At 62.5% G+C, this 22,562-nt stretch carries 27 protein-coding genes; 20 read left to right on the forward strand and 7 right to left on the reverse strand.

The features are described 5' to 3' along the window. The first annotated feature begins 124 nt into the window (after nt 1-124). The 5 genes from trpC (at nt 125) to mfnA (ending at nt 5,570) form a co-directional block, all read left to right on the forward strand. A complete protein-coding gene (gene trpC / locus F7R90_RS12820; RefSeq protein ID WP_158058930.1) occupies nt 125-883 on the forward strand; it encodes an indole-3-glycerol phosphate synthase in 759 nt (252 codons plus the stop codon). Continuing rightward, complete coding sequence (gene trpB / locus F7R90_RS12825; RefSeq protein ID WP_158057816.1) at nt 880-2,139, forward strand: tryptophan synthase subunit beta; 1,260 nt, start codon at nt 880-882, stop codon at nt 2,137-2,139. Before trpC ends, trpB begins: the two co-directional genes overlap by 4 nt. After that, on the forward strand, nt 2,136-3,038 hold the full coding sequence (gene trpA / locus F7R90_RS12830) for a tryptophan synthase subunit alpha (RefSeq protein WP_158057817.1): 903 nt from the start codon (nt 2,136-2,138) through the stop codon (nt 3,036-3,038). Before trpB ends, trpA begins: the two co-directional genes overlap by 4 nt. A 28-nt stretch (nt 3,039-3,066) precedes the next feature. Beyond that, nucleotides 3,067-3,861 carry a 2-amino-3,7-dideoxy-D-threo-hept-6-ulosonate synthase gene (locus tag F7R90_RS12835; RefSeq protein ID WP_158057818.1) on the forward strand — a complete coding sequence of 265 codons (795 nt, stop codon included), beginning with the start codon at nt 3,067-3,069 and terminating at the stop codon, nt 3,859-3,861. A gap of 620 nt (nt 3,862-4,481) precedes the next feature. Beyond that, on the forward strand, nt 4,482-5,570 hold the full coding sequence (gene mfnA, locus F7R90_RS12840) for a tyrosine decarboxylase MfnA (protein ID WP_225741322.1): 1,089 nt from the start codon (nt 4,482-4,484) through the stop codon (nt 5,568-5,570). A 3-nt stretch (nt 5,571-5,573) separates the two neighbouring features. Here mfnA and F7R90_RS12845 read toward each other — a convergent pair whose 3' ends face one another. After that, entirely contained in the window at nt 5,574-5,984 is a 411-nt protein-coding gene (locus F7R90_RS12845; RefSeq protein ID WP_158057820.1) for a rhodanese-like domain-containing protein, read from the reverse strand. A gap of 128 nt (nt 5,985-6,112) precedes the next feature. On the opposite strand from F7R90_RS12845, the gene F7R90_RS12850 reads away from it, so the two are divergent. Beyond that, the gene (locus tag F7R90_RS12850; RefSeq protein WP_158057821.1) at nt 6,113-6,784 is read left to right on the forward strand and encodes a DUF3267 domain-containing protein; all 672 of its coding nucleotides are present in this window, start codon (nt 6,113-6,115) and stop codon (nt 6,782-6,784) included. On the opposite strand, the gene F7R90_RS12855 is transcribed toward F7R90_RS12850, so the two are convergent. Then, nucleotides 6,781-7,449, reverse strand: a complete 669-nt coding sequence (locus F7R90_RS12855) for a YegP family protein (protein ID WP_225741167.1) — start codon at nt 7,447-7,449, stop codon at nt 6,781-6,783. The two genes, F7R90_RS12850 and F7R90_RS12855, sit on opposite strands and share 4 nt — an antisense overlap. Before the next feature lie 119 nt (nt 7,450-7,568). On the opposite strand from F7R90_RS12855, the gene F7R90_RS12860 reads away from it, so the two are divergent. Beyond that, nucleotides 7,569-8,072 (forward strand): YqaA family protein, encoded by a 504-nt coding sequence (locus F7R90_RS12860; protein ID WP_225741323.1) that lies wholly within the window; start codon nt 7,569-7,571, stop codon nt 8,070-8,072. Between the two features lie 9 nt (nt 8,073-8,081). Here F7R90_RS12860 and F7R90_RS12865 read toward each other — a convergent pair whose 3' ends face one another. Both F7R90_RS12865 and F7R90_RS12870 read right to left on the reverse strand, forming a co-directional pair. Then, complete coding sequence (locus tag F7R90_RS12865) at nt 8,082-8,558, reverse strand: cupin domain-containing protein (RefSeq protein WP_158057823.1); 477 nt, start codon at nt 8,556-8,558, stop codon at nt 8,082-8,084. 63 nt (nt 8,559-8,621) lie between these two features. Then, nucleotides 8,622-8,903 carry a YccF domain-containing protein gene (locus F7R90_RS12870; RefSeq protein WP_158057824.1) on the reverse strand — a complete coding sequence of 94 codons (282 nt, stop codon included), beginning with the start codon at nt 8,901-8,903 and terminating at the stop codon, nt 8,622-8,624. A gap of 951 nt (nt 8,904-9,854) precedes the next feature. On the opposite strand from F7R90_RS12870, the gene metG reads away from it, so the two are divergent. Next, the gene (metG, locus tag F7R90_RS12875; protein ID WP_158057825.1) at nt 9,855-12,011 is read left to right on the forward strand and encodes a methionine--tRNA ligase; all 2,157 of its coding nucleotides are present in this window, start codon (nt 9,855-9,857) and stop codon (nt 12,009-12,011) included. Nucleotides 12,012-12,030: 19 nt separating this feature from the next. Here the strand turns inward: metG and F7R90_RS12880 are convergent, their stop codons facing one another. Further along, the gene (locus tag F7R90_RS12880) at nt 12,031-12,402 is read right to left on the reverse strand and encodes a DUF7475 family protein (protein WP_158057826.1); all 372 of its coding nucleotides are present in this window, start codon (nt 12,400-12,402) and stop codon (nt 12,031-12,033) included. A gap of 122 nt (nt 12,403-12,524) precedes the next feature. Between F7R90_RS12880 and F7R90_RS12885 the strand changes: the two genes are divergently transcribed. Beyond that, complete coding sequence (locus F7R90_RS12885) at nt 12,525-13,274, forward strand: class I SAM-dependent methyltransferase (protein ID WP_158057827.1); 750 nt, start codon at nt 12,525-12,527, stop codon at nt 13,272-13,274. A gap of 97 nt (nt 13,275-13,371) precedes the next feature. After that, a complete protein-coding gene (locus F7R90_RS12890; protein ID WP_225741168.1) occupies nt 13,372-14,619 on the forward strand; it encodes an MFS transporter in 1,248 nt (415 codons plus the stop codon). Here F7R90_RS12890 and F7R90_RS12895 read toward each other — a convergent pair whose 3' ends face one another. After that, a complete protein-coding gene (locus tag F7R90_RS12895) occupies nt 14,620-14,904 on the reverse strand; it encodes a GYD domain-containing protein (RefSeq protein WP_158057828.1) in 285 nt (94 codons plus the stop codon). It abuts the gene before it with no gap. A 107-nt stretch (nt 14,905-15,011) separates the two neighbouring features. Between F7R90_RS12895 and pyk the strand changes: the two genes are divergently transcribed. The 10 genes from pyk to F7R90_RS12945 all read left to right on the forward strand — a co-directional run bounded on the left by pyk (nt 15,012) and on the right by F7R90_RS12945 (nt 21,961). Next, complete coding sequence (gene pyk / locus F7R90_RS12900) at nt 15,012-16,757, forward strand: pyruvate kinase (RefSeq protein ID WP_158057829.1); 1,746 nt, start codon at nt 15,012-15,014, stop codon at nt 16,755-16,757. A gap of 119 nt (nt 16,758-16,876) precedes the next feature. Next, nucleotides 16,877-17,179 (forward strand): ArsR/SmtB family transcription factor, encoded by a 303-nt coding sequence (locus F7R90_RS12905; protein WP_158057830.1) that lies wholly within the window; start codon nt 16,877-16,879, stop codon nt 17,177-17,179. Between the two features lie 4 nt (nt 17,180-17,183). Beyond that, complete coding sequence (locus F7R90_RS12910; protein WP_158057831.1) at nt 17,184-17,732, forward strand: SRPBCC domain-containing protein; 549 nt, start codon at nt 17,184-17,186, stop codon at nt 17,730-17,732. A gap of 54 nt (nt 17,733-17,786) precedes the next feature. After that, the gene (locus F7R90_RS12915) at nt 17,787-17,972 is read left to right on the forward strand and encodes a DUF7312 domain-containing protein (protein WP_158057832.1); all 186 of its coding nucleotides are present in this window, start codon (nt 17,787-17,789) and stop codon (nt 17,970-17,972) included. A gap of 2 nt (nt 17,973-17,974) precedes the next feature. Further along, nucleotides 17,975-18,664: a ParB N-terminal domain-containing protein gene (locus F7R90_RS12920; RefSeq protein ID WP_158057833.1), complete on the forward strand. Its 690-nt coding sequence runs from the start codon at nt 17,975-17,977 to the stop codon at nt 18,662-18,664. A 180-nt stretch (nt 18,665-18,844) separates the two neighbouring features. After that, nucleotides 18,845-19,444 (forward strand): NfeD family protein, encoded by a 600-nt coding sequence (locus F7R90_RS12925; protein WP_158057834.1) that lies wholly within the window; start codon nt 18,845-18,847, stop codon nt 19,442-19,444. Nucleotides 19,445-19,526: 82 nt separating this feature from the next. Then, nucleotides 19,527-20,702: an SPFH domain-containing protein gene (locus F7R90_RS12930; RefSeq protein WP_368408506.1), complete on the forward strand. Its 1,176-nt coding sequence runs from the start codon at nt 19,527-19,529 to the stop codon at nt 20,700-20,702. A 161-nt stretch (nt 20,703-20,863) separates the two neighbouring features. Further along, a complete protein-coding gene (locus F7R90_RS12935) occupies nt 20,864-21,061 on the forward strand; it encodes a hypothetical protein (RefSeq protein WP_158057835.1) in 198 nt (65 codons plus the stop codon). Nucleotides 21,062-21,067: 6 nt separating this feature from the next. Next, on the forward strand, nt 21,068-21,250 hold the full coding sequence (locus F7R90_RS12940) for a hypothetical protein (RefSeq protein WP_158057836.1): 183 nt from the start codon (nt 21,068-21,070) through the stop codon (nt 21,248-21,250). 102 nt (nt 21,251-21,352) lie between these two features. Then, complete coding sequence (locus F7R90_RS12945; protein ID WP_158057837.1) at nt 21,353-21,961, forward strand: winged helix-turn-helix transcriptional regulator; 609 nt, start codon at nt 21,353-21,355, stop codon at nt 21,959-21,961. Nucleotides 21,962-22,104: 143 nt separating this feature from the next. Here F7R90_RS12945 and F7R90_RS12950 read toward each other — a convergent pair whose 3' ends face one another. Continuing rightward, complete coding sequence (locus F7R90_RS12950) at nt 22,105-22,344, reverse strand: DUF7123 family protein (RefSeq protein WP_158057838.1); 240 nt, start codon at nt 22,342-22,344, stop codon at nt 22,105-22,107. Nucleotides 22,345-22,562: the final 218 nt, after the last annotated feature.

Raw genomic sequence — 22,562 nt, forward strand, 5'->3', positions numbered from 1 at the left:
CGAACTACGCGTCGGACCCCCAAGTCGAGACGAGCGGGTGGGCGTCAGCATCCAGAGAGACGCGACATCCCGTCCACCCGACGGCGCAAGCCTTATGTACAATTCCGTCCGTCAATGTACAATGATGAACGAGAGCCAGGAGCTCGCGCCCGCCGTTCGCTCTATCCTCCGGACGGCGGAGGCGCGAGGAGACCCCGGCGCCGAGAGGCTGTCGGTGGACGCACGGTCGTTCCCCGACGCGCTCGCGGCGGCCGAAGCCGACGGACGCGTTCCGGTAATCGCGGAGGTGAAGCCGACGAGTCCCACGACAGAAGGAACTCGCGAGGCGGACCCCGTAAAATTGGCCGAACAGATGGTCGCGGGCGGCGCGGCCGCCCTCTCGGTGCTGACCGAACCCGAACACTTCGGCGGGTCTCCCGAGAACCTGCGGCGCGTGCGCGACGCAGTAGACGTACCCGTGCTTCGGAAAGATTTCGTTCTGGAGGAATCGCAACTCGACTCTGTGGAAGCCGACCTCGTCTTGCTCATCGCGCGCTTCGTCGGTGACGACTTGCCGGGCTTGGTGGCGGCCGCAGAAGAACGGGGCTTCCAGCCACTCGTGGAGGTCCACGACCGAACGGAGTTGGAGCAGGCAGTCGAGGCGGGCGCGAAGCTAATCGGCGTGAACAACCGCGACTTGGCGAAGTTGGAGGTGAACCTCGAAACGTTCGAGTCCGTCGCGCCCCACGTTCCGGACGACGTGACCCTGATTGCTGAAAGCGGCATCTCCTCGTCGGCGGACGCCCGGCGAATGCGGGATGCCGGGGCCGACGGCTTGCTCGTCGGCTCTGCGATAATGGACGGAGAAATCACGGAGAACACGCGGAGGTTGACACAGGCATGAGTAGCAAATCTAAATTCGGCGAGTACGGCGGCCAGTACGTCCCCGAGGCACTGATGCCCGCCATCGAAGAGTTGACCGACGCCTACGAACGCTACGTCCTCGACAACGAGGACGGCTTTATGGACGAGTTCCGCGGGCGTCTGCGCGACTTCGGCGGCCGGCCGACGCCGCTCCAGCGCGCGGACAGATTGAGCGAGCGATACGACCGCGAAATCTATCTCAAGCGCGAAGATTTGGTCCACGGCGGCGCGCACAAGTTGAACAACGCTCTCGGACAGGTCCTGCTGGCGAAGTACATGGGCAAAGACCGCATCGTCGCCGAGACGGGCGCTGGCCAGCACGGCACCGCGACGGCGATGGCCTGCGCGCATCTGGGTATCGATTGTGAAATCTACATGGGTCGCACCGACATCAATCGCCAGCGGCCCAACGTCTTCCGGATGCGAATCCACGACGCCGAGGTGAACCCGGTGGACATCGGTTCGGGGACCTTGAAAGAGGCCATCAACGCCACGATGCGCGACTGGGCGACCAACGTCGAGGACACCCACTACGTCATCGGGTCGGTCGTCGGGCCCCACCCGTTCCCGAAGATGGTCCGGGACTTCCAGTCGGTCATCAGCGAGGAAGCCCGCGAGCAGATTCGAGAGCAAGCGGGGCGACTCCCCGACAGCGTCGTCGCCTGTGCGGGCGGCGGGTCGAACACGATGGGTGCGTTTCACGAGTTCGTGGGCGATGAAGAAGTGAGCCTCTTCGCAGTCGAAGCAGGTGGCTCCTCGCTGTCGATAGACGAAGAAGAAGGCCTCGCACCACACTCCGCCTCACTCTCGACCGGCGACGAGGGCGTCCTGCACGGTGCCCGGACGAAACTGCTTCAGAACTCGGAGGGGCAGATTCTCGAATCGCACAGCGTGAGCGCGGGTCTCGACTACTCCGGGGTCGGCCCAGAACTTGCTCATCTCGTGGACGAGGAGCGCGTGACACCCGTCAACGTCGGCGACGACGCCGCGCTGGAGGCGTTCCACCGACTGTCGAAGTTGGAGGGTATCATCCCAGCGCTCGAATCGAGTCACGCGCTGGGGTACCTCGAACGCGCGTCGGAAACCGACGCGCGTTCTGGCGACGTACCAGACCTCGGGGACCTCGTAGTCGTCAACGTCTCCGGGCGCGGCGACAAGGACTTAGATACCGTTATCGAGGAGAGCGACCGACGGGACATCGACGCCGCGCCGTCGATGGAGGTGTTCGAGGGATGAGCGGGAGTGAGCGCGAACGAGAAATCGAGAGCAAGCACGAGAGCGACATCGAAGCGGCGTTCGCCGACGAACCGGCGCTGGTTTCCTACGTCGCGGCAGGCGACCCGAATGCCGAGGAGACCAAAGAGTACGTCCGCGCGCTCGTTCGCGGTGGCTCGGACGTGATAGAATTAGGTCTCCCCTTCTCGGAACCCATCGCGGAAGGCCCCACCATCCAGCAGGCGATTCGGCGGGCGCTCGACGCGGGCATGACGCCCGACCGGTACTTCGACCTCGTGGCCGATTTGGACGTTGACGTGCCGCTGGTCTGCATGACCTACTACAACCTGATTTACCAGTATGGGACGAGCGAGGCGCGACGCGCCTCGGAACACGCGAGCGGCGAAGCCGCGAGCCAGCGAGGCGTCGAACCGTTCGTCGCGGCCGCGGCGGAGGCAGGCATCTCGGGCCTCATCGTCCCCGACCTGCCAGTAGACGAGAGCGCCCCGCTAAAAGAAGCGTGCGACGCGCACGGACTCGACCTGATTTTCATGGTCGCGCCGACGACGACGGACGACCGACTCGAACGGATGCTCGACCGAGCGACCGGCTTCGTCTACGTGCAGGGCCGTCTCGGCACGACCGGCGCGCGCTCGGACGTGAGCGACGAGACCCACGTCAGTCTCGGCCGACTCGACCAGACTGAACTGCCGAAAGCGGTCGGCTTCGGCATCAGTGAGAGAGAACACGCCCGCGAAATCGTTGGCGGCGGCGCAGACGGCATCATCGTCGGGAGCGCGTTCGTAGATATTGTGGCGTCCCAAGAGAACGTCGCCGAGCGCCTCGAAGCGAAAGCCAGCGAACTCAAGGCGGGCGCGCTCGAAGCACGGGCAGAAGTACCGGAACCGGAACGAACTTAACGACAGCTTGCTAGACTTTCACACACTTATGGACGCAGGAATCGCGGCACGGCTCGAACGCATCGGCACAGGCGGGCGATACGTAATCGTCCCGATGGACCACGGCATCACACTGGGGGCTGTCAAAGGCCTCAAAGACATCGAATCGACCATCGACGCGGTGACTCGCGGCGGCGCAGACTCGGTACTGACCCAGAAAGGCATCGCACCACGGGTCCACGACAACAAGAACGGTAAGGGCTACATCGTCCACCTGAACGCCTCCACGACGATTGGCCCGGATTCGAACGACAAGCGCATCACCGGCACGGTCAAGGACGCCGTGCAGGCCGGAGCGGACGCAGTTTCTCTCCATCTCAACGTCGGCAGTAACTACGAACCGAAGCAAATCGAAGACTTGGCGGAAGTGACTGCGGAGGCCCAGGAGTACGGCATGCCCGTGCTGGCGATGTCCTACGCCCGCGGGCCGGGCATCGACGAACACGACGCCGAGAGTCTGGGCCACGCGGTCAGACTCGCGGAGGAGTTGGGCGCTGACGTAGTAAAGACGGCCTACAGCGGCGACGCGGCGAGCTTCGAACACGTCGTGGAATCGACGCGCTTGCCGGTGGTGATTGCTGGAGGTTCGCCAGAAGGCGATAGGGCGACACTGGAGGCAGTTCGTGGGGCGATGGACGCGGGTGCGGCGGGAGTCTCGATGGGTCGGTCTATCTTCCAGCACGACGACCCCGAGTCGATAGCGCGGGCGGTTGCGAAGGTGGTTCACGAGGACTGGTCTGCGGAAGACGCGCTTCGTGAAGCGGGATTGGTCGTCGAGGCGTGAATCGGTAACTTGGGTTTAGGTAGTGGCGTCGGGTTTGTGGAATCTGCTTTCATATCGAGTGACATTTTTGCAGTGTCTGCATCAGAGAGATTTGAGCCATTGGAGCTAGCTACTCCCGGTGCCGAGGAGAGACCGCACAGCACTGCAACCGCGACCGCCACGTCCTCCCCACCCGGCTGCGGTCTTCGGTACGAAAGACGCGACGAGTCGCGTCTTTCGAGCCTGCGGTCCTCGTCCCTCGCGCGACGTTTGGCGCGACCACAGGGGTCGCGCCAGCGCGCGCCGGGGTGGTTTGGTCAGTTTCGTGAATTCCGACAGCCGAGCTGGCGCGCGGTCGCGGCGTTCATGCCGCGACCTGTCCGCGCGAGGTCGTGGCGAACGACGTGAGCCACGGCTCGGAGGATGCGGTTTGTCCTCCGGTGGATGAACGAGCGAAGCGAGCGAATCGGTTTGGGAGGGTGTGGCTCAAGCGGTGCGGTAAGTAGCAGCTTGAAGACGTGAGAAATCCGTGCGCTTTGCGCTCGGATTTCGAGCGTCCCTTTTTTGGTCCAGATTTTTTCGAGGAGGGTGGCAAAGCGCGCCAGAGGCGCGCACAGCCACCCGACGAGAAAAAAGGTGGAATCAGAACGTCTAAACAGACCCAACAAAAATTACCAGTCATGCAGCGTGAGTCGCAGGAGTTCGGGCAGGTTCTCTCCTCGATGTGTACGGAGCCCCACCCCCGTGCCGCGGAGGCCGCCCAGCAGTTCCTGTCGAGCAACCCCGGCGACCCGACCACCTACCCAGCGGTCGCCGAACTCGAAACTGAGGTCATCGCCACGCTCGGCGAGTTGACCGGTCTCGACTCGCCAGAGGGCTACGTCGCCAGTGGCGGCACCGAGGCCAACCTTCAGGCCGTCCGCGCCGCGCGCAACCTCGCCGAGAGCGACACTCCGAACGTCGTCGCGCCCGAGAGCGTCCACTTCAGTTTTCAAAAGGCCGCCGACGTACTCGACGTCGAACTGCGCGTCTTCGAGGTGGGCGACGACCGGCGCGCGGACCCCGCCGACGCCCTGCGACTGGCCGACGAGGACACGGCCCTCGTAGTCGGCGTCGCCGGAACCACCGAGTACGGGCGCGTGGACCCGATTCCGAAACTCGCCGACGTGGCACGGGAAGTCGATTCACTCCTGCACGTGGACGCCGCGTGGGGCGGGTTCGTCCTGCCCTTTACCGACTGGGAGTGGAACTTCGACCACGCGGCGATTGACACGATGGCTATCGACCCCCACAAGATGGGCCAAGCGCCCGTCCCGGCGGGCGGGTTCCTCGCGCGCGACGAGGCGATTCTCGACGCGCTCGCGGTCGATACTCCGTATCTCGAATCGACCAAGCAGGCGACGCTCACCGGCACACGGAGCGGCGCAGGGGTCGCTGGAGCGCACGCCGCCCTCGAAGCGCAGTGGCCCGAGGGCTACCGCGAGAACTACGAGCGCGGGCAGGCCAACGCTGACTGGTTGGCCGACGAACTCGTCTCGCAGGGGTACGACGTGGTGGACCCCGTCCTGCCGCTCGTGGCGGCCGACATCCCACACGAGACCGTCGAAGCACTGCAAGACCAAGGCTGGCGCGTCTCGCCCACTGGCTCTGGCGAGTTGCGCGTCGTCTGCATGCCGCACGTGACCCGCGAGATGTTGGAGCAGTTCGTGGCAGACGTAGACGACCTCTGAGTCCTACTTGTACTCTTTCTGGGGCACCTCGACGACTTCTTCGCCAGCGTCCTGCCACGCGGTAAAGCCGCCTTCGAGGTGCGCCACGTCGGGATAGCCCATCTCTTCGAGTCGCTTGGCGGCCAGTGCCGAGCGTCCGGCCTCGTTGCAGTAGCAGACGTAACGTCTCTCTGTCGTGAAAAACTCCTTGTAGTACTTCGTCTCCGGGTCGGCCCAGAACTCGATCATGCCGCGCGGTGCGTGTTCGACGCCGGGAATCGAGCCTTCGAGCCACACTTCCCGGATGTCGCGCACGTCTACGACGACTGTCTCTTCGTTGTCCAACTCGGCCGCCAGTTCTGCGACGGTCACCGACTCGACTTCGGCGTCGGCCGCCTCGGCCATCCCCCACGCGGTCCGGTCCAGTTCGGTCATCGACTCCGGGTACTGCAGCAGAGAGGAAGAGTGTTGTGCTGCGGTAACACTCGACAACTTAGCGCCCAATCACTTTAGCGTCCAATCACTTATCTGTTCGTCCGTCGTCAGAAGTGGTGGTACAACCGATGCCTTCGCCAGAGTCGTCCCAGTCGTCACAGAAATCGCGTCTATTCGACGGGGCTGACGCGTCCGACGCGTCCGAAGAGGAACGCGCGGATCCAGAACCACCAGGCCCACCCGAGACGCCGCAGGGCTACCGCGACCCCGTGGAGTTCAACTATCCGCCGCTGTGGCTGGCCGTGGGGTCGTTCGTCCTCTTCTTCACCGCCGTTGTGGGGTTCGGCTGGCTCATGGGCACGCTCCGGAACGAGTTGGTGTTCGAATTTACGCTCGGACCAGCAGGAATGGCAACCGTCGTCGTCGCACTCGGGGCGACGTTCGTGGTCCACGAACTGGTCCACGGGACGGTCTACAAACTGCTCGGCTACCGAGTGAGCTACGGCGTGGCGATTAATATCGGCGCGCTCTACGCCGCCGCCTTCGGCCAGTTCCAGACTCGGCGGGACAACGTTCTCTGTGCGATGGCTCCGCTGGCCGTGTTCACCGTCGTACTGACGCCACTGCTCGCTGGGCCACTGCCGGTGGCACTGCTCGCGTTCTTCGTGCTGGTGGTCAACACCTCCGGCGCTATCGGCGACCTCTACATCACGTGGCGACTCCTGCGGATGCCACCGGGCACGCTGCTGTACGACGTTGACGCGCGACACTCGTACGTCTTTTATCCCAAACGGGACTAGTGTTCTCGCTCCTCCACAGCGGCACCCAGCGCGTTGCGCTTGACGCTCCGAATTCCCTGTTCGGCGGCGCGCTTCGAGGAGTAGCCCTGGTTCGAATCGGCGATGACGTTGCCGTTGTCGTGGACGAGTCGCCAGCGCCACCCCTCGCCTGCTTCTGCTTCATACACCTCGAAGGTGGCCTGCGCAGGTGGTGCGAGCGCTTCGACGGTGGTGCCGTCCGACTGTGGCATCTCGATTGGCGTCGCGGTTGTTCGTTCTGGAGTCGATTCAGCGGTTGACTTCGACCGTCTCTCTGTTACCTTGCCGACCAACTTCCGGCCGCGGTCGGCGAGCGCGGGCGCGAACCTATCGACCGTATCGACGGCCTCGGCGAGTTCCGAGACTACTGAGAAGTCCCGCGCGACCACCTCCTCGTCGTCGCGGTACAGCGCGACGTGAAACCCCTGCCACTCGACGCCCGCCTCTTCGGGATGTTCGGGAAGCCCGACGGTCGTCCCTGCTTCGGTCCACCGGCCGTCGGCGCGGTAGTCGAAACAGCAACTGAGTGCGGTGAGAGGCGTATCAGTCGCCTCGCTGTCTTCGGCGCGACGGTACGCCGCGCGCAGTCGGATGCGGGGATGTGCGACGAGCGTGTACTCGTGGTCGAACATGCTACCAGTGACCATGTGAGAGAGTATCAGTCTGACCGCCGTGCAAAAGGCCTATGTCGTCGTTGTTCATCGCAACGTACGTGGGAGCAATCGCCGGATTCGTCGAGTTCGTCGCCCTCTTCTCGTTCGGCTGGATGGAGCACGTCGTCGAGACGGCGACCGGTTGGGTCGGTCTGGCGATTATCTTCGTCTACTCGTTCCTCATCGCGTTCGCACTGCCGGGCGTGAGCGAAGTCGTGCTGGTCGCGCCACTGGACCTCGGACTCAGTCAGTTCGGGCGACTCGCGCTCATCATCCTCGTCAGCGCGGTCGGCAAAGCCGCCGGGAGCGTCTTCGCGTTCCACATCGGCCAAGAAGCCAAGGAGTCCGGGCCGGTCATCAAGTTCCTCAGAGAGTCGCGCTTCGACGTAATCGAGTGGTCCGAGAAGAAGACGCTGAAACTCGCGCGCAAGTGGGGGTACCTCGGAATGGCGCTCGCGCTCTCGGTGCCCTTCTTCCCCGACACGCTCTCGATTTACGCGTTTGCGGTCCTCGAAGAAGATTACGTCAAGTTCGCGCTGGCGACGTTTGCGGGAAGCGTCGGCCGTCTGCTGGTGACGCTCGGAGTCGTCGGCGCGGCGGCCGGAGTCTCGGTCTGACAGTACGAGTTATCCCTGCGTGTTACCGCACTCGGTGCACGTGAGTTCGAACGAGCCAGCGCCGAGTCTCACGTTCTGTTTCGTCTCTTCCTCGCACTCGGGACAGTACGCGAGCGAGTAGAGTTCGTCCCAGTCGTGCATCGCGCCGGGCGCGCCGAGTGCCCACCCGACGACGGTGTCTTCCCCATCGTTGTACCCCTTCTGGAACTCGCCCGGCGGGAAGCGGATGAGTTCTCCGTCTGCGACTTGGACTTCTTCGCGCTCTTTCGTGACTTCGAAGGTCGCGATTCCTGACTCGACGTAGAAGACTTCCTCTTGGTCCTCGTGGGTGTGCAGGCCGCCGGAGAAGGACTCGCCCACTTCGAGTTCGAAGTAGTTCATCGCAAACTCTTCGGTGCCTAACTCTCGGGAGATGGGCTTGCGAACGCTGTGAACCTTCATCGGGTTCTGCTCGTTTTCGACGTCCTCGATTGCGACTTTCTCCATGTGTCCGTGGGTTGGGTTGTCGGTCGGAAAGGTCTGTGGCTGTCGGAAGGTAGCGCGACTGCTTTATCCAGCACCGCCGTTTCCACCGTAGCCACCTTTCTCCATCTCCAGTTCTTTTTCGCGGCGACTTCGCTTCTCGTCTCTGTCCGACGGGGGTTTCTGCGCCTCCTGCTCGGATTGGCGAATCGCCAGCACCCAGCCGAGACTGTAGACTGCGACAGCGAATCCGATTCCGGGTACCGTGCCGAAGAGCGAGGCCCCCACGAGAAAGGAGATGAGACCGAGTACCGGGCCGCCGAGAAGTGCGTACCCGAGGTTCTCGGTTAGGTGCTGTCGCATCGTCATGTTGGGATTTTGTGAACGAGAGTGGAAATGCTTTGGCCCGATTCTACAGACGAGCGACGTAGTTCATCGGTCAGTATTTCCGAGACTTACGTTCGTGTAGCCGAATCCGACGTAGTTGAATTGAAGCTAGCTACTGCTCAGATTCTGCTCGCTCTGCATAACTCTAGTAGTCTTTCTCGGTCCAGTCAGAGCTAGCTACTTCCGATACCGATGAGAGACCGCACAGCGACCGCTCCGCATGAGCCACACGCCTCCCCAGCCGACTACGTTTCTCAGGTCCGGAAACCGCGGCGTGCCGCGGTTTCCGCGTTGCGATACTCATCCCTCGCGCGAGTTCGGCGCAACCACTTCGGGTTGCGCCAACGCGCGCCGATGACCGAAGAACAATTTCGCGCATTTTCACAGATTTCTCGGCGCGTGCGGCCGAATCCCGTGTGGATTCGGCCATCCGCGCGAGGGACGAGCGAGCAGTGCGAGCGAGTCGGATGGGGAGGACGTGGTTCGTGGTTGCGGTGCTGTCTCTCCTAGGCACCGGCATCAGTGCTGTTCGCTGTGCTGTCAGAGTTCCTGTCCTCACCACTAACCGAATTCCCACTCGGAACTCACCAGACTACCCACGAAACACCTAGCCACTAGCTACCACCCCGAGCGAAGCCTTAAGTAGCAAAACGAACAACTCTGAGTCGTGCGAATCACGGTCCAGAAATCATTTCAAACCCGACTCGCCCGCGCTATGCGCATGCAGATGCAGAGCCACGCGTAGCGTCGGGAGGACCCACCGGACCGTGACAACTCTTCTGCGGTGGCGAAACCCGACTCGCTGATTGAACCACCAACCAGTCACAACCAGTCACGAAACACAGAATCCAATGCACGAATCACCGAGTCGAATTCACAGCCCCCAACACCGAAATCGGCGGGTTTTACACCCGCGAGAGAGGACCAGATAGTATGAGCCACGAGGACTTCCCCACCGAGGAACCGGCCGTGGTGACGTGCGGCCTGCCGTACGCCAACGGCGAGTTGCACATCGGCCACCTGCGAACGTACGTCAGCGGCGACGCCTACGCTCGCGCGCTGGAGAAACTGGGCCAACAGACGGCCTTCGTCTCCGGGTCGGACATGCACGGCACCCCCGTCGCTGTCAACGCCGAGAAGGAGGGCGTCACGCCCGAGGAGTTCGCGCTCCGGCACCACGAGAAGTACGAAGAGACGTTCCCCAAATTCAACGTCGAGTTCGACAACTACGGACACACCCACGACGAGACGAACACCGAGTTGACACAGGAGTTCGTCCGCTCGTGGATAGCAAACGACCACGTCTTCGAGAAGGAGATTCAGGTCGCGTGGGACCCCGAAGCCGACCAGCCACTGCCCGACCGCTACGTCGAGGGGACCTGCCCGTACTGCGGTGCGAAGGCCCGCGGTGACGAGTGTGACGAAGGTTGTCAGCGCCACCTCGAACCCGGAGAAATCGAAGACCCGCGCTCGACGCTGACTGGGAACCCCGCCGAGTACCGCGCACGGGAACACGAGTTCCTCAGATTGTCGGACTTTCAGGACTACCTGAAGGGGTTCATCGACCGCTTGGAGGGCACCAGCAACGCGCGAAACCAGCCCCGAGAGTGGATAGAGGGCGAACTGCAGGACCTCTGTATCACCCGCGACATGGACTGGGGCATCGACTATCCGGGCGAAGGAAAGGAAGACCTCGTGCTGTACGTCTGGGTAGACGCGCCTATCGAGTACGTCTCCTCCACGAAGCAGTACAGCGAGCGCGTCGGCACAGACACCTTCGACTGGGAAGCCGCGTGGAAGGACGGCGCACCCGAGGCCGGAGCGGACGACGAAGCCGACACCGAAGCGTGGGCAGACGCCGACACGGGCGAAATCGTCCACATCATCGGCCGCGACATCATCCAACACCACACGGTCTTCTGGCCATCCATGCTCCGCGGTGCGGGCTACAACGAACCGCGCGCCGTCATGGCGAGCGGGTTCGTCAACTTGGACGGCAAGGCGTTCTCGACCAGTCGGAACCGCGCCGTGTGGGCCGACGACTACCTCGACGAGGGCTTCGACCCGGACCTCGTGCGGTACTACCTCACCACGACCGGCGGGTTCCAACAGGACGTTGACTTCTCGTGGGAGAAGTTCCAGGAGCGCGTCAACGGCGAGTTGGTCGGCACGCTCGGTAACTTCGTCTACCGGAGTCTGCTGTTCGCGGCGCGCAACTACGACGGCGCGCCCGAGGCCGAGACTTCCGAGGAAGTCGAAGAGCGAATCGAGGAAGCTATCGAGGAGTTCGAAGCCGCGGTCAACGACTACTCGCTCAAGGAGGCGGGCGATACCGCAATCTCGCTGGCTGGCTTCGGCAACGAGTACATCCAGCGCAACGAACCGTGGAACCTCGTCGGCGAGGAACCCGAGCAGGCAGAGCAGGTCATCTACGACTGCGTGCAGTTGGCCAAGGCCGTCGCGGTCCTCTCTGCACCCATCCTCCCCGGCACGGCCCAGACGCTCTGGGAGCAGTTGGGCGAGGACGGTACGGTGGACGACGCTGGACTCGACGCCTGTCTCGAATCCCCCAATGGAGAATTCGACGAACCGGACGAACTGTTCGAGAAAATCGAAGACGAGCGCGTCGAGGAACTGAACGCGAAGTTGCAGGAGCGAATCGAAGCGGCTACGGAAAGCGACGACCAAGCAGACACGGACGAAGCAGACGCGGACGAAGCCGAATCGGAGGACATCATGAGCGAAGACGCAGACATCGAACCCATCACGGACGACCGCATCAGTTTCGAAGAGTTCCAAGACCTCGACATCCGCGTCGGGGAAATCGAAGTCGCCGAACCCATCGAGGGCGCGGACGACCTCGCGCGACTCGAAGTGAACATCGGCACCGAGACCCGCCAAATCGTCGCGGGCATCAAGCAACTGCACGACTTGGACGCACTGCCGGGAACGAAGGCCATCATCGTGGCGAATCTGGAGAAAGCCGAGTTGTTCGGCGTCGAGAGCAACGGCATGTTGCTGGCCGCGGGTGACGAGGCCGATATCCTGACGACTCACGGCGACAGCGTGCCAGGGACGAAGGTACAGTAAGTCACACCGACCACGTTTCTCAGCCAGACCGGAGATACAGCGCGGCGAGAACGAGCACGAGCGCTAGCTGGACGACTTTGTCGAAGAGACCGATGAACTCGTAGATGTCTGGCCAGCGAAGCACGAAGTACGCGACGAACTGAATGCCTGTGAAGACGATGCCGGCGAGGTACAGCGGTCGTTTCGGAGCGCCGAGGAAGAGCAGTACGATAGCCCCGAAGAAACCGAGTCCTGCCAGTACGAACAGTACCCCGATGAAACCCTCTCCCCAGTCTTCGACTCCCTCGTAGAGGTGGATGAGTCCGGTGATTGCTGCGAGTAGGGCACCGACGTAGTCGAGCGAGGTGAGCGATTCGTCCCGTTGCAACCACGTGCGAGTTTCGGTTGCCATCGGAGCGGGTACGACGAACTCTGTAAAGAGGATACTGGGCAGTTGGCTGGGAAAAGACTGGTCGGTTCGCCAGAGTTGCGCGAACCGACAGCTATCACGCCCCAGAGAACCAATTTCCAGATATGAACGACGCCGACCGGAAACGGGAGAACGTCGAATCCTTCGGTGGGGCCGCCGACGCCTACCGAGACAGCGCGGTCCACCGCGAAGGCTCGGACCTCGACACGCTGGCGGCGTGGTGCGAGGACGCGACCCGCGCACTCGACGTGGCCTGCGGCGGTGGGCACACGGCAGGCGCGCTCGCGGAGGCAGGCGTCCCGACCGTAGTCGCAAGCGACCTCACGCGGGAGATGGTCGTGACAGCAACCGCGACCTTCCCCGTAGAAGGGGTCGTTTCGGACGCCGAGCGACTGCCGTTCGAGGACGATAGCTTCGACGCTGTGACGTGCCGCATCGCGGCGCATCACTTTCCGAACCCCAAAACGTTCGTCGCGGAGGTCGGGCGCGTCCTCGCACCCGGCGGCGTCTTCGCGTTCGAGGACAACGTCGCGCCGGAAGACGAGGGACTGGCGGACTTTTTCAACGAGTTCGAGGCGCTACGAGATTCGACGCACGGCGAGGCGTACTCGCAGACTGAGTGGGAGGGAATTCTCGGCGACGCAGGGTTCGACGTCGAAGAGTCGCTGACGATGCGCAAAGAACTGGACTACGAGTCGTGGGTCGAACGCACCGACCCCGAGGAAGAAGCGCGCGAGCGACTCTCCGAACTCGTTCGCACCCCCGAAGCACAGCAGGTGTACGGCGTGTCGGTCGAAGACGGTAACGTGCAGAATTTCGGCAATCGGAAGTTGATGGTTCGAGCGCGGAACTGAGAGGGAAACGAGAACGGTTCGGTTCCCGGCGATATTACGATTTCTCGGAATCGTAGTAAGGAAACATTTCAAGTCGCTGGAGTACTGCGTCGAGTCGATGACGACGCTCGGCGTGACCGACGGACTCCCCGACTCCTCGGTCCTGACCTACTACCTCTACAAGGCGACGAAAGCGGTGGAGTTCTACCGGCCGGTGATGTATCTGTACTTCCTCTCGCTGAATCTGTCGTTCGCCCAGATAGCAGTGCTGGAAGCTGTGTACAACCTCGCGACAGTGTTGGGGGAAGTGCCGACCGGCTACGTCGGCGACCGAATCGGCCGCCGGAACAGTCTCGTCGTCGGGACGGCGGTCATCACCGCGACGCTGGTCGCCATCGGCCTCGCGTCGTCGTTCCTCGTGTTGGTCGCGCTCTACGCCTGCTGGTCGATGGGCTACAACTTCCGGTCAGGGAGCGAAGACGCGTGGCTCTACGACACCTTGACTGACGACGACGCAGCGGACGACTTCTCCGAGATACGCGGCCGCGGGGAGTCGGTCTCGCTTCTCACTGGCGTCGTCGCCGCCGTCGCTGGTGGCTATTTGGGGAGTCTCGACTTGGCGTATCCGTTCTTCGTCGCGGCGGGCGTGACGGCGCTCGGCGTGCCGATTCTGCTGTCGCTCTCCGAATCGGGCACCTACGAAGCAGAGACGCCGGACCACCTCTCGCTCGGGCGGACGCTCGACATCGTCCGTGACGCGGTGACGGATAGACGAATTCGGGCGTTCGTCCTCTACTACTACGTGCTGTTCGCGGCGGTGCTGTACCTGGTGTTCATCTTCGTCCAGCCTATCTTCGAGACCGTCGTCGTCGATTTGGGCGTCGCCGAATCGCGCGTCGAACCGCTCTTGGGGTGGTACTACGCCGGTATCAGTCTGGTCGGTGCAGGATTGAGTTATCACGCGGGAACGATTCGGGAACGCGTCGGCCTCCGAACGTGGTTCCTCGTGCTCCCGTTCGGGGTCGGCGGGGCGCTCGCGGCGATGTACTTCGCGCCGGTACTGGCGCTCCCGCTGCTGTTGCTCGCACGGGGCATCGCAGACACGACGCGCACGTTCGCCAGCCAGTACGTCAACGACGGGGTCGAGTCGCTCGGCCGGGCGACCGTTCTCTCGGCGATGGCGATGGTCAGCGGACTGGCCGTGATTCCGTTCCAGTTGGCGAGTGGCGTTCTCTCGGACCTGTCGTCGCCCCTACTGGCGCTCGCTGTGGCTGGCGTAGCACTGATACTGGGCAGCGCGGCCGTCCTCGTTTGGGAGGTGCCCGTCGCTAAGCGCGCTGGCGGTTCGACAAAATCTGAAGGCTAGCTACAGGTCGTCTACGAGCGTGGCGAACTCGTCGGTCGGCACTATCTCCATGGTTTGGAGGTCGAGTCCGTGTCGCTCGATGGCCATCGAAGCCTTGTACACGTCGTCGCGGTCGGGGGCGTCGATGATGAGGAGGAAGTCGTACTCGCCGAGGATTGCGTAGGTCTCTTCCAAGTGCGCGTCGTGCTCTTCTAGCTCCGCACGGATGTCGCCCCAGATGGAGGTGAGTTCCTGGACGTTCTGGAAGTCCTTCCGAATATTGACGAGGGAGGCGTATTTGGGCATACGTGACCAATTGCGAAGGACGCAAAAAGTGATTGTGGCCCGAAGCCAACAACTCACCTGCGAGTTAATCACTGGGGTTTTTTGCGCGTAGCGGCAAAGAGGCGTCCATGAGAAACGCGAAAATCGTCTGTACGCTGGGTCCCGCTTCTGACTCCCGGCGTACCATCCGCGACCTCGCAGACGCTGGGATGACGGTGGCTCGGCTGAACGCCAGCCACGGTTCTCGGGAAGACCGAGCCAAGTTGGTAGACCACGTCCGGCACGTGGACGACACCACCGACGACCCGCTGGCCGTGATGATGGACCTCCAAGGGCCTGAGATTCGTACCGCCGAGATAGAAGAGCCAATCGAACTTGCGAGCGATTCGACGGTTCGGTTCGTCGCTGGCGACAGCGCGACCCCCGAAGAAGTCGGTCTCTCCTACGCGATACCGAGTGTCGAGCCAGGCGACAAGGTACTGCTGGACGACGGCCGCATCGAGACGACAGTCGAGCGCGTCGAGGACGAGACGGTCTTCGCGCACGTCGAGAGCGGCGGCGAACTGGGCAGTCGGAAGGGCGTCAACACGCCCGGCGTGGACTTAGACCTCGACGTCGTCACGGAGAAAGACCGCGGTGACCTGAAGTTGGCGGCCGAGAAAGAGGTTGACTTCGTGGCTGCGAGTTTCGTCCGGAGCGCCGACGACGTGTACGAGGTGAGCGAAGTGCTGGAGGAGTTCGGCGCTGACATCCCCATCGTCGCCAAAATCGAGCGCCGCGGCGCTGTCGAGAATCTGGACGAACTGGTCGAAGCCGCCTACGGCGTGATGGTCGCTCGCGGGGACCTCGGCGTGGAGTGTCCGCTCGAAGACGTGCCGATGATTCAGAAGCGAATCATCCGGAAGTGCCAGCAGGCGGGCGTGCCGGTCATCACGGCGACGGAGATGCTAGACTCGATGGTTCACGCGCGCCGACCGACGCGCGCGGAGGCCTCAGACGTTGCCAACGCAGTGCTGGACGGCACCGACGCCGTGATGCTGTCGGGCGAGACGGCCATCGGCGACGACCCCGTTCGCGTCGTGGAGACGATGGACCGAATCGTCCGGGAAGTCGAATCGAACGCCGAGTACAGCGAGATTCTCGAACAGCGCGTGCCGAAGGCCGAGGACGCCCGGACCGACGCCCTCGCTCGCTCCGCTCGCTATCTGGCGCGGGACATCGGCGCGTCTGCGGTCGTGGCGGCCAGCGAATCCGGCTACACCGCGCTGAAGGTGGCGAAGTTCCGCCCCGAAGTGCCCGTGATTGCGACTACACCCAACGACGAAGTCCGGCGGAAACTCTCGCTCTCGTGGGGCGTCGAGGCGCGCTACACGCCGATGGCCGAAGGCATCGACACCATCATCGAAGACGCCGTGCAGGCCGCACTCGACGCGGGGGCCGCAGACAGCGGCGACACGGTGGTCGTCCTCTCCGGGATGATGTCCGAACTCGAAAGTGCGAGTACGACGAACATGCTGAAGGTCCACGTCGCCGCCGAGACTATTGCCACGGGCCGGAGCGTCGTCACCGGTCGCGTTTCGGCGCCGATTGCCCGAACGAAGGACGGCGACCTCTCGGACGTCCCGGAAGGGTCGATTCTGGTCATCGACCCGGCGTTCGACGGCGAGTTCGAAGGGGACGCCTCGAAGTTGGTCGGCATCGTAGACGCGCGGCCGGGCATGACTGGCTACCCCGCGCTGGTGGCCCGCGAGTTGGAGATTCCGATGGTCAGCGGCGCACCGCTCGACCCGGGCGTTCACGACGGCGACGAGGTCACCATCGACGCCGAACGCGGCGTCGTCTACGAGGGGAACATCGGCGCGAACGAGCAGTAACAGACGGAGCGACGGCCACCAACGACGGTGCTAGCTTTTCGAAACCAGTTCGCCATTCCGAGTCACGTAGCCACAAATATTCGGAAACAGTTATATTTCTGTATGTGAATATATCTGACGTGGCCGACGTATTCCAACTGCTGGCGGACCCGACCCGTCGCCGTCTGGTTGAACTGACCGCGAGCGAAGAACGGAGCGTCGGCGAACTCGTGGAAGCCACCGAACTCAGCCAACCGGCCGTCTCCAAGCAGTTACGGCAACTCAGAGAGGGCGGACTCGTCTCCGTCCGGAAGTCGGGGCGCAAGCGGTTCTATCAGGCCGAGACCGAGGAGTTGCAAGTGATGGTCGATTGGCTGCTGGAGTACGGTCCCCGCTGGTCGGACCGATTGGACGCACTGGAAGACCACTTAGACGAGATGTGATACGATGGACAGAGAACTAAACAAAACCGAAGATGCCTACGAAGCGCGTTTCGAGCGCGTCCTCGACCACCCCGTCGAGAAAGTCTGGGAGGCACTGAGCGACCCCGAACACCTGCGTGAGTGGCTCGATGTGGTGGAGTTCGAAGGCGAACCCGGCGGCGAGTTCGTCACAGAACACGACGAGGACGTGTTCGCCGAGGACCGCATCCTCCGAATCGAACCACCCACTCTCCTCGAACACACGTGGTGGGAAGAAATGAACCCGGACGGTGTCGTCCGGTGGGAACTCGACTCTCATCCGGACGGCTGTTTCCTGACGCTTACCTACACAGCACCTGTCGAAAGCTCAGACGACTGGGCCAGAGACATGGCAGGGTGGCACACGATGGTCGAACGACTTGCCTCCCACTTGGACGGGGTTCCCATCAACGAACATCAGCGTCCCACAGTGGGGTCGGATGGAAAGCGGTCGGGCGGAACCGGCGTCTACGCGCAGTTCACGGACCGTCGGGACGCATACGAGGGCGTCGTAAGCGAGACTGAGGAGCAATAACCAGAGTAAGCTGAAGCCGCCAATCCTTTTGCCAGTGGGGGCGAAGGTTTCGCTATGTCCGACTCCGACTGGAAGTACGACCCCGAAGACGTGGGACCGGAGGCCGAGCAGACGCCGCCGGAACCGGAACCCGAGACACTCGAACCGGGGTCGCCCTCCGCCGAGAACGCGCTGTTCGTCGCGCTCGGCGTCTTGACGATGCTCGCAGTCTTCTTCCGCATCGCGCTTCTCGCGGCCTGAGCATGGGTCTCGACGCCTTTCGCTACTACAGCGAGTGGCACGACTGCTGCAATCGGGAACAGTACGGCGCGCCAGGGGACCCGTGGGAACCGATTCGAGTAGACCCCACAGCGGTAGAGTACTACAGCGTCGTCTCGCTCCGCTGGGGTGTCGGTCGAGTTCGGGGCGGAGAGTGGGACCGTCCGGAGAACTGCCAGTTACTCGGCGAGACGACGATGTACGAGGGACTCAGACAGCATTTCGAAGACGGCATGGACTGGGAGGAGACCGTCTACGACGATTGGGCGAAAGAGAAACTGGCCGACAACGACGTGTTTCGCGGATTCGAGAGCATAGAGGAGTTCAGAGCGGAGCGGTACGCAGCGCTAGACGAGTTGGCCGAGAGCGTGCGAGAGCGCTATCGACCGAACTTCGAAACGTCGTACGACTCGGTGACGGACGTGGAGTTCATCAGTGACTTGGAACCGCTGGTACTGGTCGGCAGGTCCGGCGAAATCATCTGGACGGAAGGCTATCACAGGCTCAGCATTGCCAAGGTACTCGGTGTCGAGGAGATTCCAGTGTACGTCCTTCGCAGGCACGAACAGTGGCAGAAGATTCGGGACGAGATTCACGGGACGCCAAAGTCGGAACTGCGTCCCGAACTGCGACAGTATCTGGACCATCCCGACCTGCAGGATATCGTCGGCTGAGGTTCGTCGTTCGGGTGCTCCGTCGGAGTGCGAGCAACGCCCCCGCTCGCGGCTTCGCCGCTCGCAATCGAGACTCCTGCGGGGTCTCGCAGTTCGCGCCTTCGGCGCTCACTTTCCGTTGCCCCTGCGGGGCAACGCCCCTTGCAAAACGTTAACCGGTCGGCATTCCAAGACGAAGGTATGGCACCGCTGTTGGAATCGCTCCCACTGTTGTTGGTCATCGCCGGTATCGGCTTAGCGATGGCCGAAGCTCTCATTCCGGGAGCGCACTTCGTCGTCCTCGGCGTCGCGCTGTTTCTGGCGGGACTCGTCGGGTTGTTGTTCCCGCCGCTGGCGGGGCCGCTCGTGATGGCCGCACTCGTCTTGGGCTTCGGTGCGGCGTCGTTCTACGCCTACCGTGAGTTGGACCTCTACGGCGGGAAGGGCGTCGCTCGGACACGGGACTCGGACTCGATGAAGGGCGAAACCGGCCGCGTCACCGAGCGCGTGACGCCCCACGAAGGCCAGATTAAGCTTCACGAAGGCGGGTTCAATCCGTACTACGCCGCCCGGAGCATGGACGGCGAGATTCCGGAAGGAACCGAGGTGATGGTCGTAGACCCCGGCGGCGGCAACGTCGTCACCGTCGAACCGCTGGAAGCAATCGAGGACCCCATCGACCGCGAGTTGCGGAGAGAACGCGAGCGGGCCGCACAGCGCGACGAAGAGGCCGGTTTCGAAGACGGTGGAGAGCGTGGCGATGCAGTCCGCGAGCGCGAGACGGACTCCGAGGAAATCTAACCGACTGCTTGCGGTTAGTTTTGCTGTTCCTGTAACAACGACGAGCAGAATACTTAACACGTATTCATTCTAACATCCGCGTATGGGAGTCCCTATGCTAGTCCCGCTACAGGCCGCCCCCGGCGGTGGCTTCATGATAGTTGGTCTGCTCATCCTCGTGTTAGCGATTATCACGATTTGGCAGGCCGTCGAAATCGTCGATGCGACTGAAAAGCGTGCGCTGACTGTGTTCGGCGAGTACCGCAAACTGCTCGAACCCGGTATCAACTTCGTGCCACCGTTCGTGAGCGCGACCCACCGCTTCGACATGCGAACACAGACGCTCGACGTGCCACGACAGGAAGCCATCACGCGCGACAACTCGCCCGTGACCGCCGACGCCGTGGTCTACATCAAGGTGATGGACGCCAAGAAGGCGTTCCTCGAAGTCGAAGACTACAAGCGCGCCGTCTCGAACCTCGCCCAGACGACGCTCCGCGCAGTGCTGGGCGACATGGAACTGGACGACACGCTCAACAAGCGCCAAGAGATCAACGCGAAGATTCGCCGCGAACTCGACGAACCCACCGACGAGTGGGGCATCCGCGTCGAGAGCGTCGAAGTCCGTGAGGTCAACCCGAGCAAGGACGTTCAGCAGGCGATGGAGCAACAGACCTCCGCAGAGCGCAAGCGCCGTGCGATGATTCTGGAAGCGCAGGGTGAACGCCGGAGCGCCATCGAGACGGCCGAAGGTGAGAAGCAGTCGAACATCATCCGCGCGCAAGGTGAGAAGCAGAGCCAGATTCTGGAAGCCCAAGGTGACGCAGTTTCGACCGTGCTTCGTGCGAAGTCCGCCGAGTCGATGGGCGAGCGCGCCGTCATCGAGAAAGGAATGGAGACCTTGGAGAGCATCGGTCAGGGCGAGTCCACGACCTTCGTCCTCCCGCAGGAACTCTCCTCGCTGGTGGGTCGCTACGGCAAGCACCTCACCGGCAGCGACGTGCAGACCGACGGCCAGTCGCTCGACAGTCTGGACTTCGACTCGGAGACTCGGGAACTGCTCGGCCTCGACAACATCGAGGAGATTCTCGGCCAAATCGACGAGGAGGCCGAGATGGACGTGGAAGCGATGGAGCAGGAAGCCCAAGCTATCAAGGAAGGCGACGACCCGACGAACATCAAGAGTGCCGACGAAGTCATCGAGGAGATGGACGACGTAGAGGACGTCGAAGACATCGAAGAGATGGACGACGCCGAACTAGAGAAGGAACTCGAATAGTTCGCGTCGGCAGTAGTTTCGCCCTCCACTTTTTCGCTCGTCACGCACTCACCTAACGAATTGCAGATATATCTTTGAATACGGCAAAAACTATTACTTGCACTCTTGAGTTGCAGACGTTAGTGTGGCAGTCGTTCGCACTGCCCGACGAGAGCGGAGCTATGGCACGCGAAAACAGCAACGAACGGCGGAGTATCGAAATACCGTGTCCGACCTGTGACCAGCAGTGGCGACACGGCCAACCGGCAGACGAACCGACCTGCCCCAACTGCGGGGCCTCGTTCTCTCTCAGAGTCCACGACGAGTTCGCGGTAGTCGAACGCGAGGGTTGGGCCGTCACCGTCGAGACGCCGAGGTAACCACCGATGGCGTCTCTCGGGGACGCGTTCGCGGCCGCACTCGACGGACCGGACGAAGAGAGCAGATACGAATGCGGTCACTGTGGCGTCGTCGCGGACAGTTGGCACGACGACTGCAACCGATGTGGCGGGACGATGATGCGAATCGTGACGGAGCCACGAGAAGACGAAATCGAACGTTACGACTGAGCGCCAGAGTAGTAGGTTGGACCAACAATCGGAACCCTCCTGCATGTGACGCTCCCGCAAGCGAAGATGTTTTAGGTGTCCGGAACGACCCTTCTTTTGAAGATGGTTGAGCGCTCCGAGGTGGATGAAAATAAGCGGTCCACGCTCCGCCGGTTCGCGGCACTCGGTGCGGCGACGCCGCTCTCGAAACTCAAGAGTGACGACAACGGCGAGAGCGAGGCCCGCGACGCCATCGCAGGCTACGTGGCGACCACACCCGGCGCACACTTCTCGAAAGTGCGAGACGACTTGAAACTGGGAACGGGGGAGGCACAACATCACCTCCGGCAACTACTCGACGCGGGCGTCGTCGAGAGTCGCCGCGACGGCGACTACCGACGGTTCTACCCCGCCGAACAGTTCTCTTCGTTCGAGCAGGTCGCACTGGGCTATCTCCGCCGCGACACGCCGCGTGGGATGCTCATCGAACTACTGCGAGACCCCGACGCCACGGGGTCTAGCCTCGCGGACGCGCTCGACGTGTCTCGGCCGACGGTGAGCAAGTACGCCGCCAGTTTAGAGGAAGCGGGCTTGCTTGACCGCGAGGACGGCTACGTCGTCCGTCACCCCGAGACGGTCATCACGCTGCTCGTCCGCTACGCCGACTCCTTCGACGCCGACGCGACGGCGTTCGCGGCGCAGGCGGACGGACTGATTAGTTTCGACCCGTAGGTCGTCGCGGTTCGGTTTTGCCGTGAGTAGTGGAACTCGCTAGTCGCTTCGCTCGTCGGTTACGTGGAGAAAACAGAACAGCGTCTCAAGGTATCGAACTGCGTGCCAGCAGTGCGAAGAACTGCCACCGCGTTCGCGAACTCTCAGACGGTGACCTTCCACGTCGTGGACGAGGAGTAGCCCCACTTCTCTACGTCCACGTCGAACTCGCCGTCGGCGATGGTGGTCATGTTCGCGCCGACTTCCTTGGCGGTGAGGCCGAGTTCGTCACCGATGAGTCGGGATTTGAAGTACGTCTTCATCTGACCGTTCTCGCGGAGGTACCGGAGGATTCGCTGTTGTTTGTCGGTCAGGGTGGTCGTGCCAGCAGCGGTGGTGCTCATGGACAGATACACCTAGGTCCCAAACTGCCTTAGTGGGTTTGGTACGAGTAGTTAACACCTCGCCCTCTTGCGTTTTCACACCATAATTAGTTGAACTAAACCGGGGCGAGTGGGGGTGTTGGTACAGCTGGTTAACGCGGGATTTCGGAACCTATCCGGCAACGAGATACCACCGATTTTAGCGAGAGATGTTCACGATGGACACGGCATAACGATAG

The organism is Halorussus halophilus, from assembly GCF_008831545.1.
Lineage (GTDB): Archaea > Halobacteriota > Halobacteria > Halobacteriales > Haladaptataceae > Halorussus > Halorussus halophilus.

What these genes read in the sequence shown, in the direction of transcription:
- trpC (WP_158058930.1), top strand. Translation starts at nt 125, where the DNA reads ATGAACGAGAGCCAGGAGCTCGCGCCCGCCGTTCGCTCTATCCTCCGG.
- trpB (WP_158057816.1), top strand. Translation starts at nt 880, where the DNA reads ATGAGTAGCAAATCTAAATTCGGCGAGTACGGCGGCCAGTACGTCCCC.
- trpA (WP_158057817.1), top strand. Translation starts at nt 2,136, where the DNA reads ATGAGCGGGAGTGAGCGCGAACGAGAAATCGAGAGCAAGCACGAGAGC.
- F7R90_RS12835 (WP_158057818.1), top strand. Translation starts at nt 3,067, where the DNA reads ATGGACGCAGGAATCGCGGCACGGCTCGAACGCATCGGCACAGGCGGG.
- F7R90_RS12845 (WP_158057820.1), bottom strand. Translation starts at nt 5,984, where the DNA reads ATGACCGAACTGGACCGGACCGCGTGGGGGATGGCCGAGGCGGCCGAC.
- F7R90_RS12850 (WP_158057821.1), top strand. Translation starts at nt 6,113, where the DNA reads ATGCCTTCGCCAGAGTCGTCCCAGTCGTCACAGAAATCGCGTCTATTC.
- F7R90_RS12855 (WP_225741167.1), bottom strand. Translation starts at nt 7,449, where the DNA reads ATGGTCACTGGTAGCATGTTCGACCACGAGTACACGCTCGTCGCACAT.
- F7R90_RS12860 (WP_225741323.1), top strand. Translation starts at nt 7,569, where the DNA reads ATGGAGCACGTCGTCGAGACGGCGACCGGTTGGGTCGGTCTGGCGATT.
- F7R90_RS12865 (WP_158057823.1), bottom strand. Translation starts at nt 8,558, where the DNA reads ATGGAGAAAGTCGCAATCGAGGACGTCGAAAACGAGCAGAACCCGATG.
- F7R90_RS12870 (WP_158057824.1), bottom strand. Translation starts at nt 8,903, where the DNA reads ATGACGATGCGACAGCACCTAACCGAGAACCTCGGGTACGCACTTCTC.
- metG (WP_158057825.1), top strand. Translation starts at nt 9,855, where the DNA reads ATGAGCCACGAGGACTTCCCCACCGAGGAACCGGCCGTGGTGACGTGC.
- F7R90_RS12880 (WP_158057826.1), bottom strand. Translation starts at nt 12,402, where the DNA reads ATGGCAACCGAAACTCGCACGTGGTTGCAACGGGACGAATCGCTCACC.
- F7R90_RS12885 (WP_158057827.1), top strand. Translation starts at nt 12,525, where the DNA reads ATGAACGACGCCGACCGGAAACGGGAGAACGTCGAATCCTTCGGTGGG.
- F7R90_RS12890 (WP_225741168.1), top strand. Translation starts at nt 13,372, where the DNA reads ATGACGACGCTCGGCGTGACCGACGGACTCCCCGACTCCTCGGTCCTG.
- F7R90_RS12895 (WP_158057828.1), bottom strand. Translation starts at nt 14,904, where the DNA reads ATGCCCAAATACGCCTCCCTCGTCAATATTCGGAAGGACTTCCAGAAC.
- pyk (WP_158057829.1), top strand. Translation starts at nt 15,012, where the DNA reads ATGAGAAACGCGAAAATCGTCTGTACGCTGGGTCCCGCTTCTGACTCC.
- F7R90_RS12910 (WP_158057831.1), top strand. Translation starts at nt 17,184, where the DNA reads ATGGACAGAGAACTAAACAAAACCGAAGATGCCTACGAAGCGCGTTTC.
- F7R90_RS12915 (WP_158057832.1), top strand. Translation starts at nt 17,787, where the DNA reads ATGTCCGACTCCGACTGGAAGTACGACCCCGAAGACGTGGGACCGGAG.
- F7R90_RS12920 (WP_158057833.1), top strand. Translation starts at nt 17,975, where the DNA reads ATGGGTCTCGACGCCTTTCGCTACTACAGCGAGTGGCACGACTGCTGC.
- F7R90_RS12925 (WP_158057834.1), top strand. Translation starts at nt 18,845, where the DNA reads ATGGCACCGCTGTTGGAATCGCTCCCACTGTTGTTGGTCATCGCCGGT.
- F7R90_RS12930 (WP_368408506.1), top strand. Translation starts at nt 19,527, where the DNA reads ATGGGAGTCCCTATGCTAGTCCCGCTACAGGCCGCCCCCGGCGGTGGC.
- F7R90_RS12935 (WP_158057835.1), top strand. Translation starts at nt 20,864, where the DNA reads ATGGCACGCGAAAACAGCAACGAACGGCGGAGTATCGAAATACCGTGT.
- F7R90_RS12940 (WP_158057836.1), top strand. Translation starts at nt 21,068, where the DNA reads ATGGCGTCTCTCGGGGACGCGTTCGCGGCCGCACTCGACGGACCGGAC.
- F7R90_RS12945 (WP_158057837.1), top strand. Translation starts at nt 21,353, where the DNA reads ATGGTTGAGCGCTCCGAGGTGGATGAAAATAAGCGGTCCACGCTCCGC.
- F7R90_RS12950 (WP_158057838.1), bottom strand. Translation starts at nt 22,344, where the DNA reads ATGAGCACCACCGCTGCTGGCACGACCACCCTGACCGACAAACAACAG.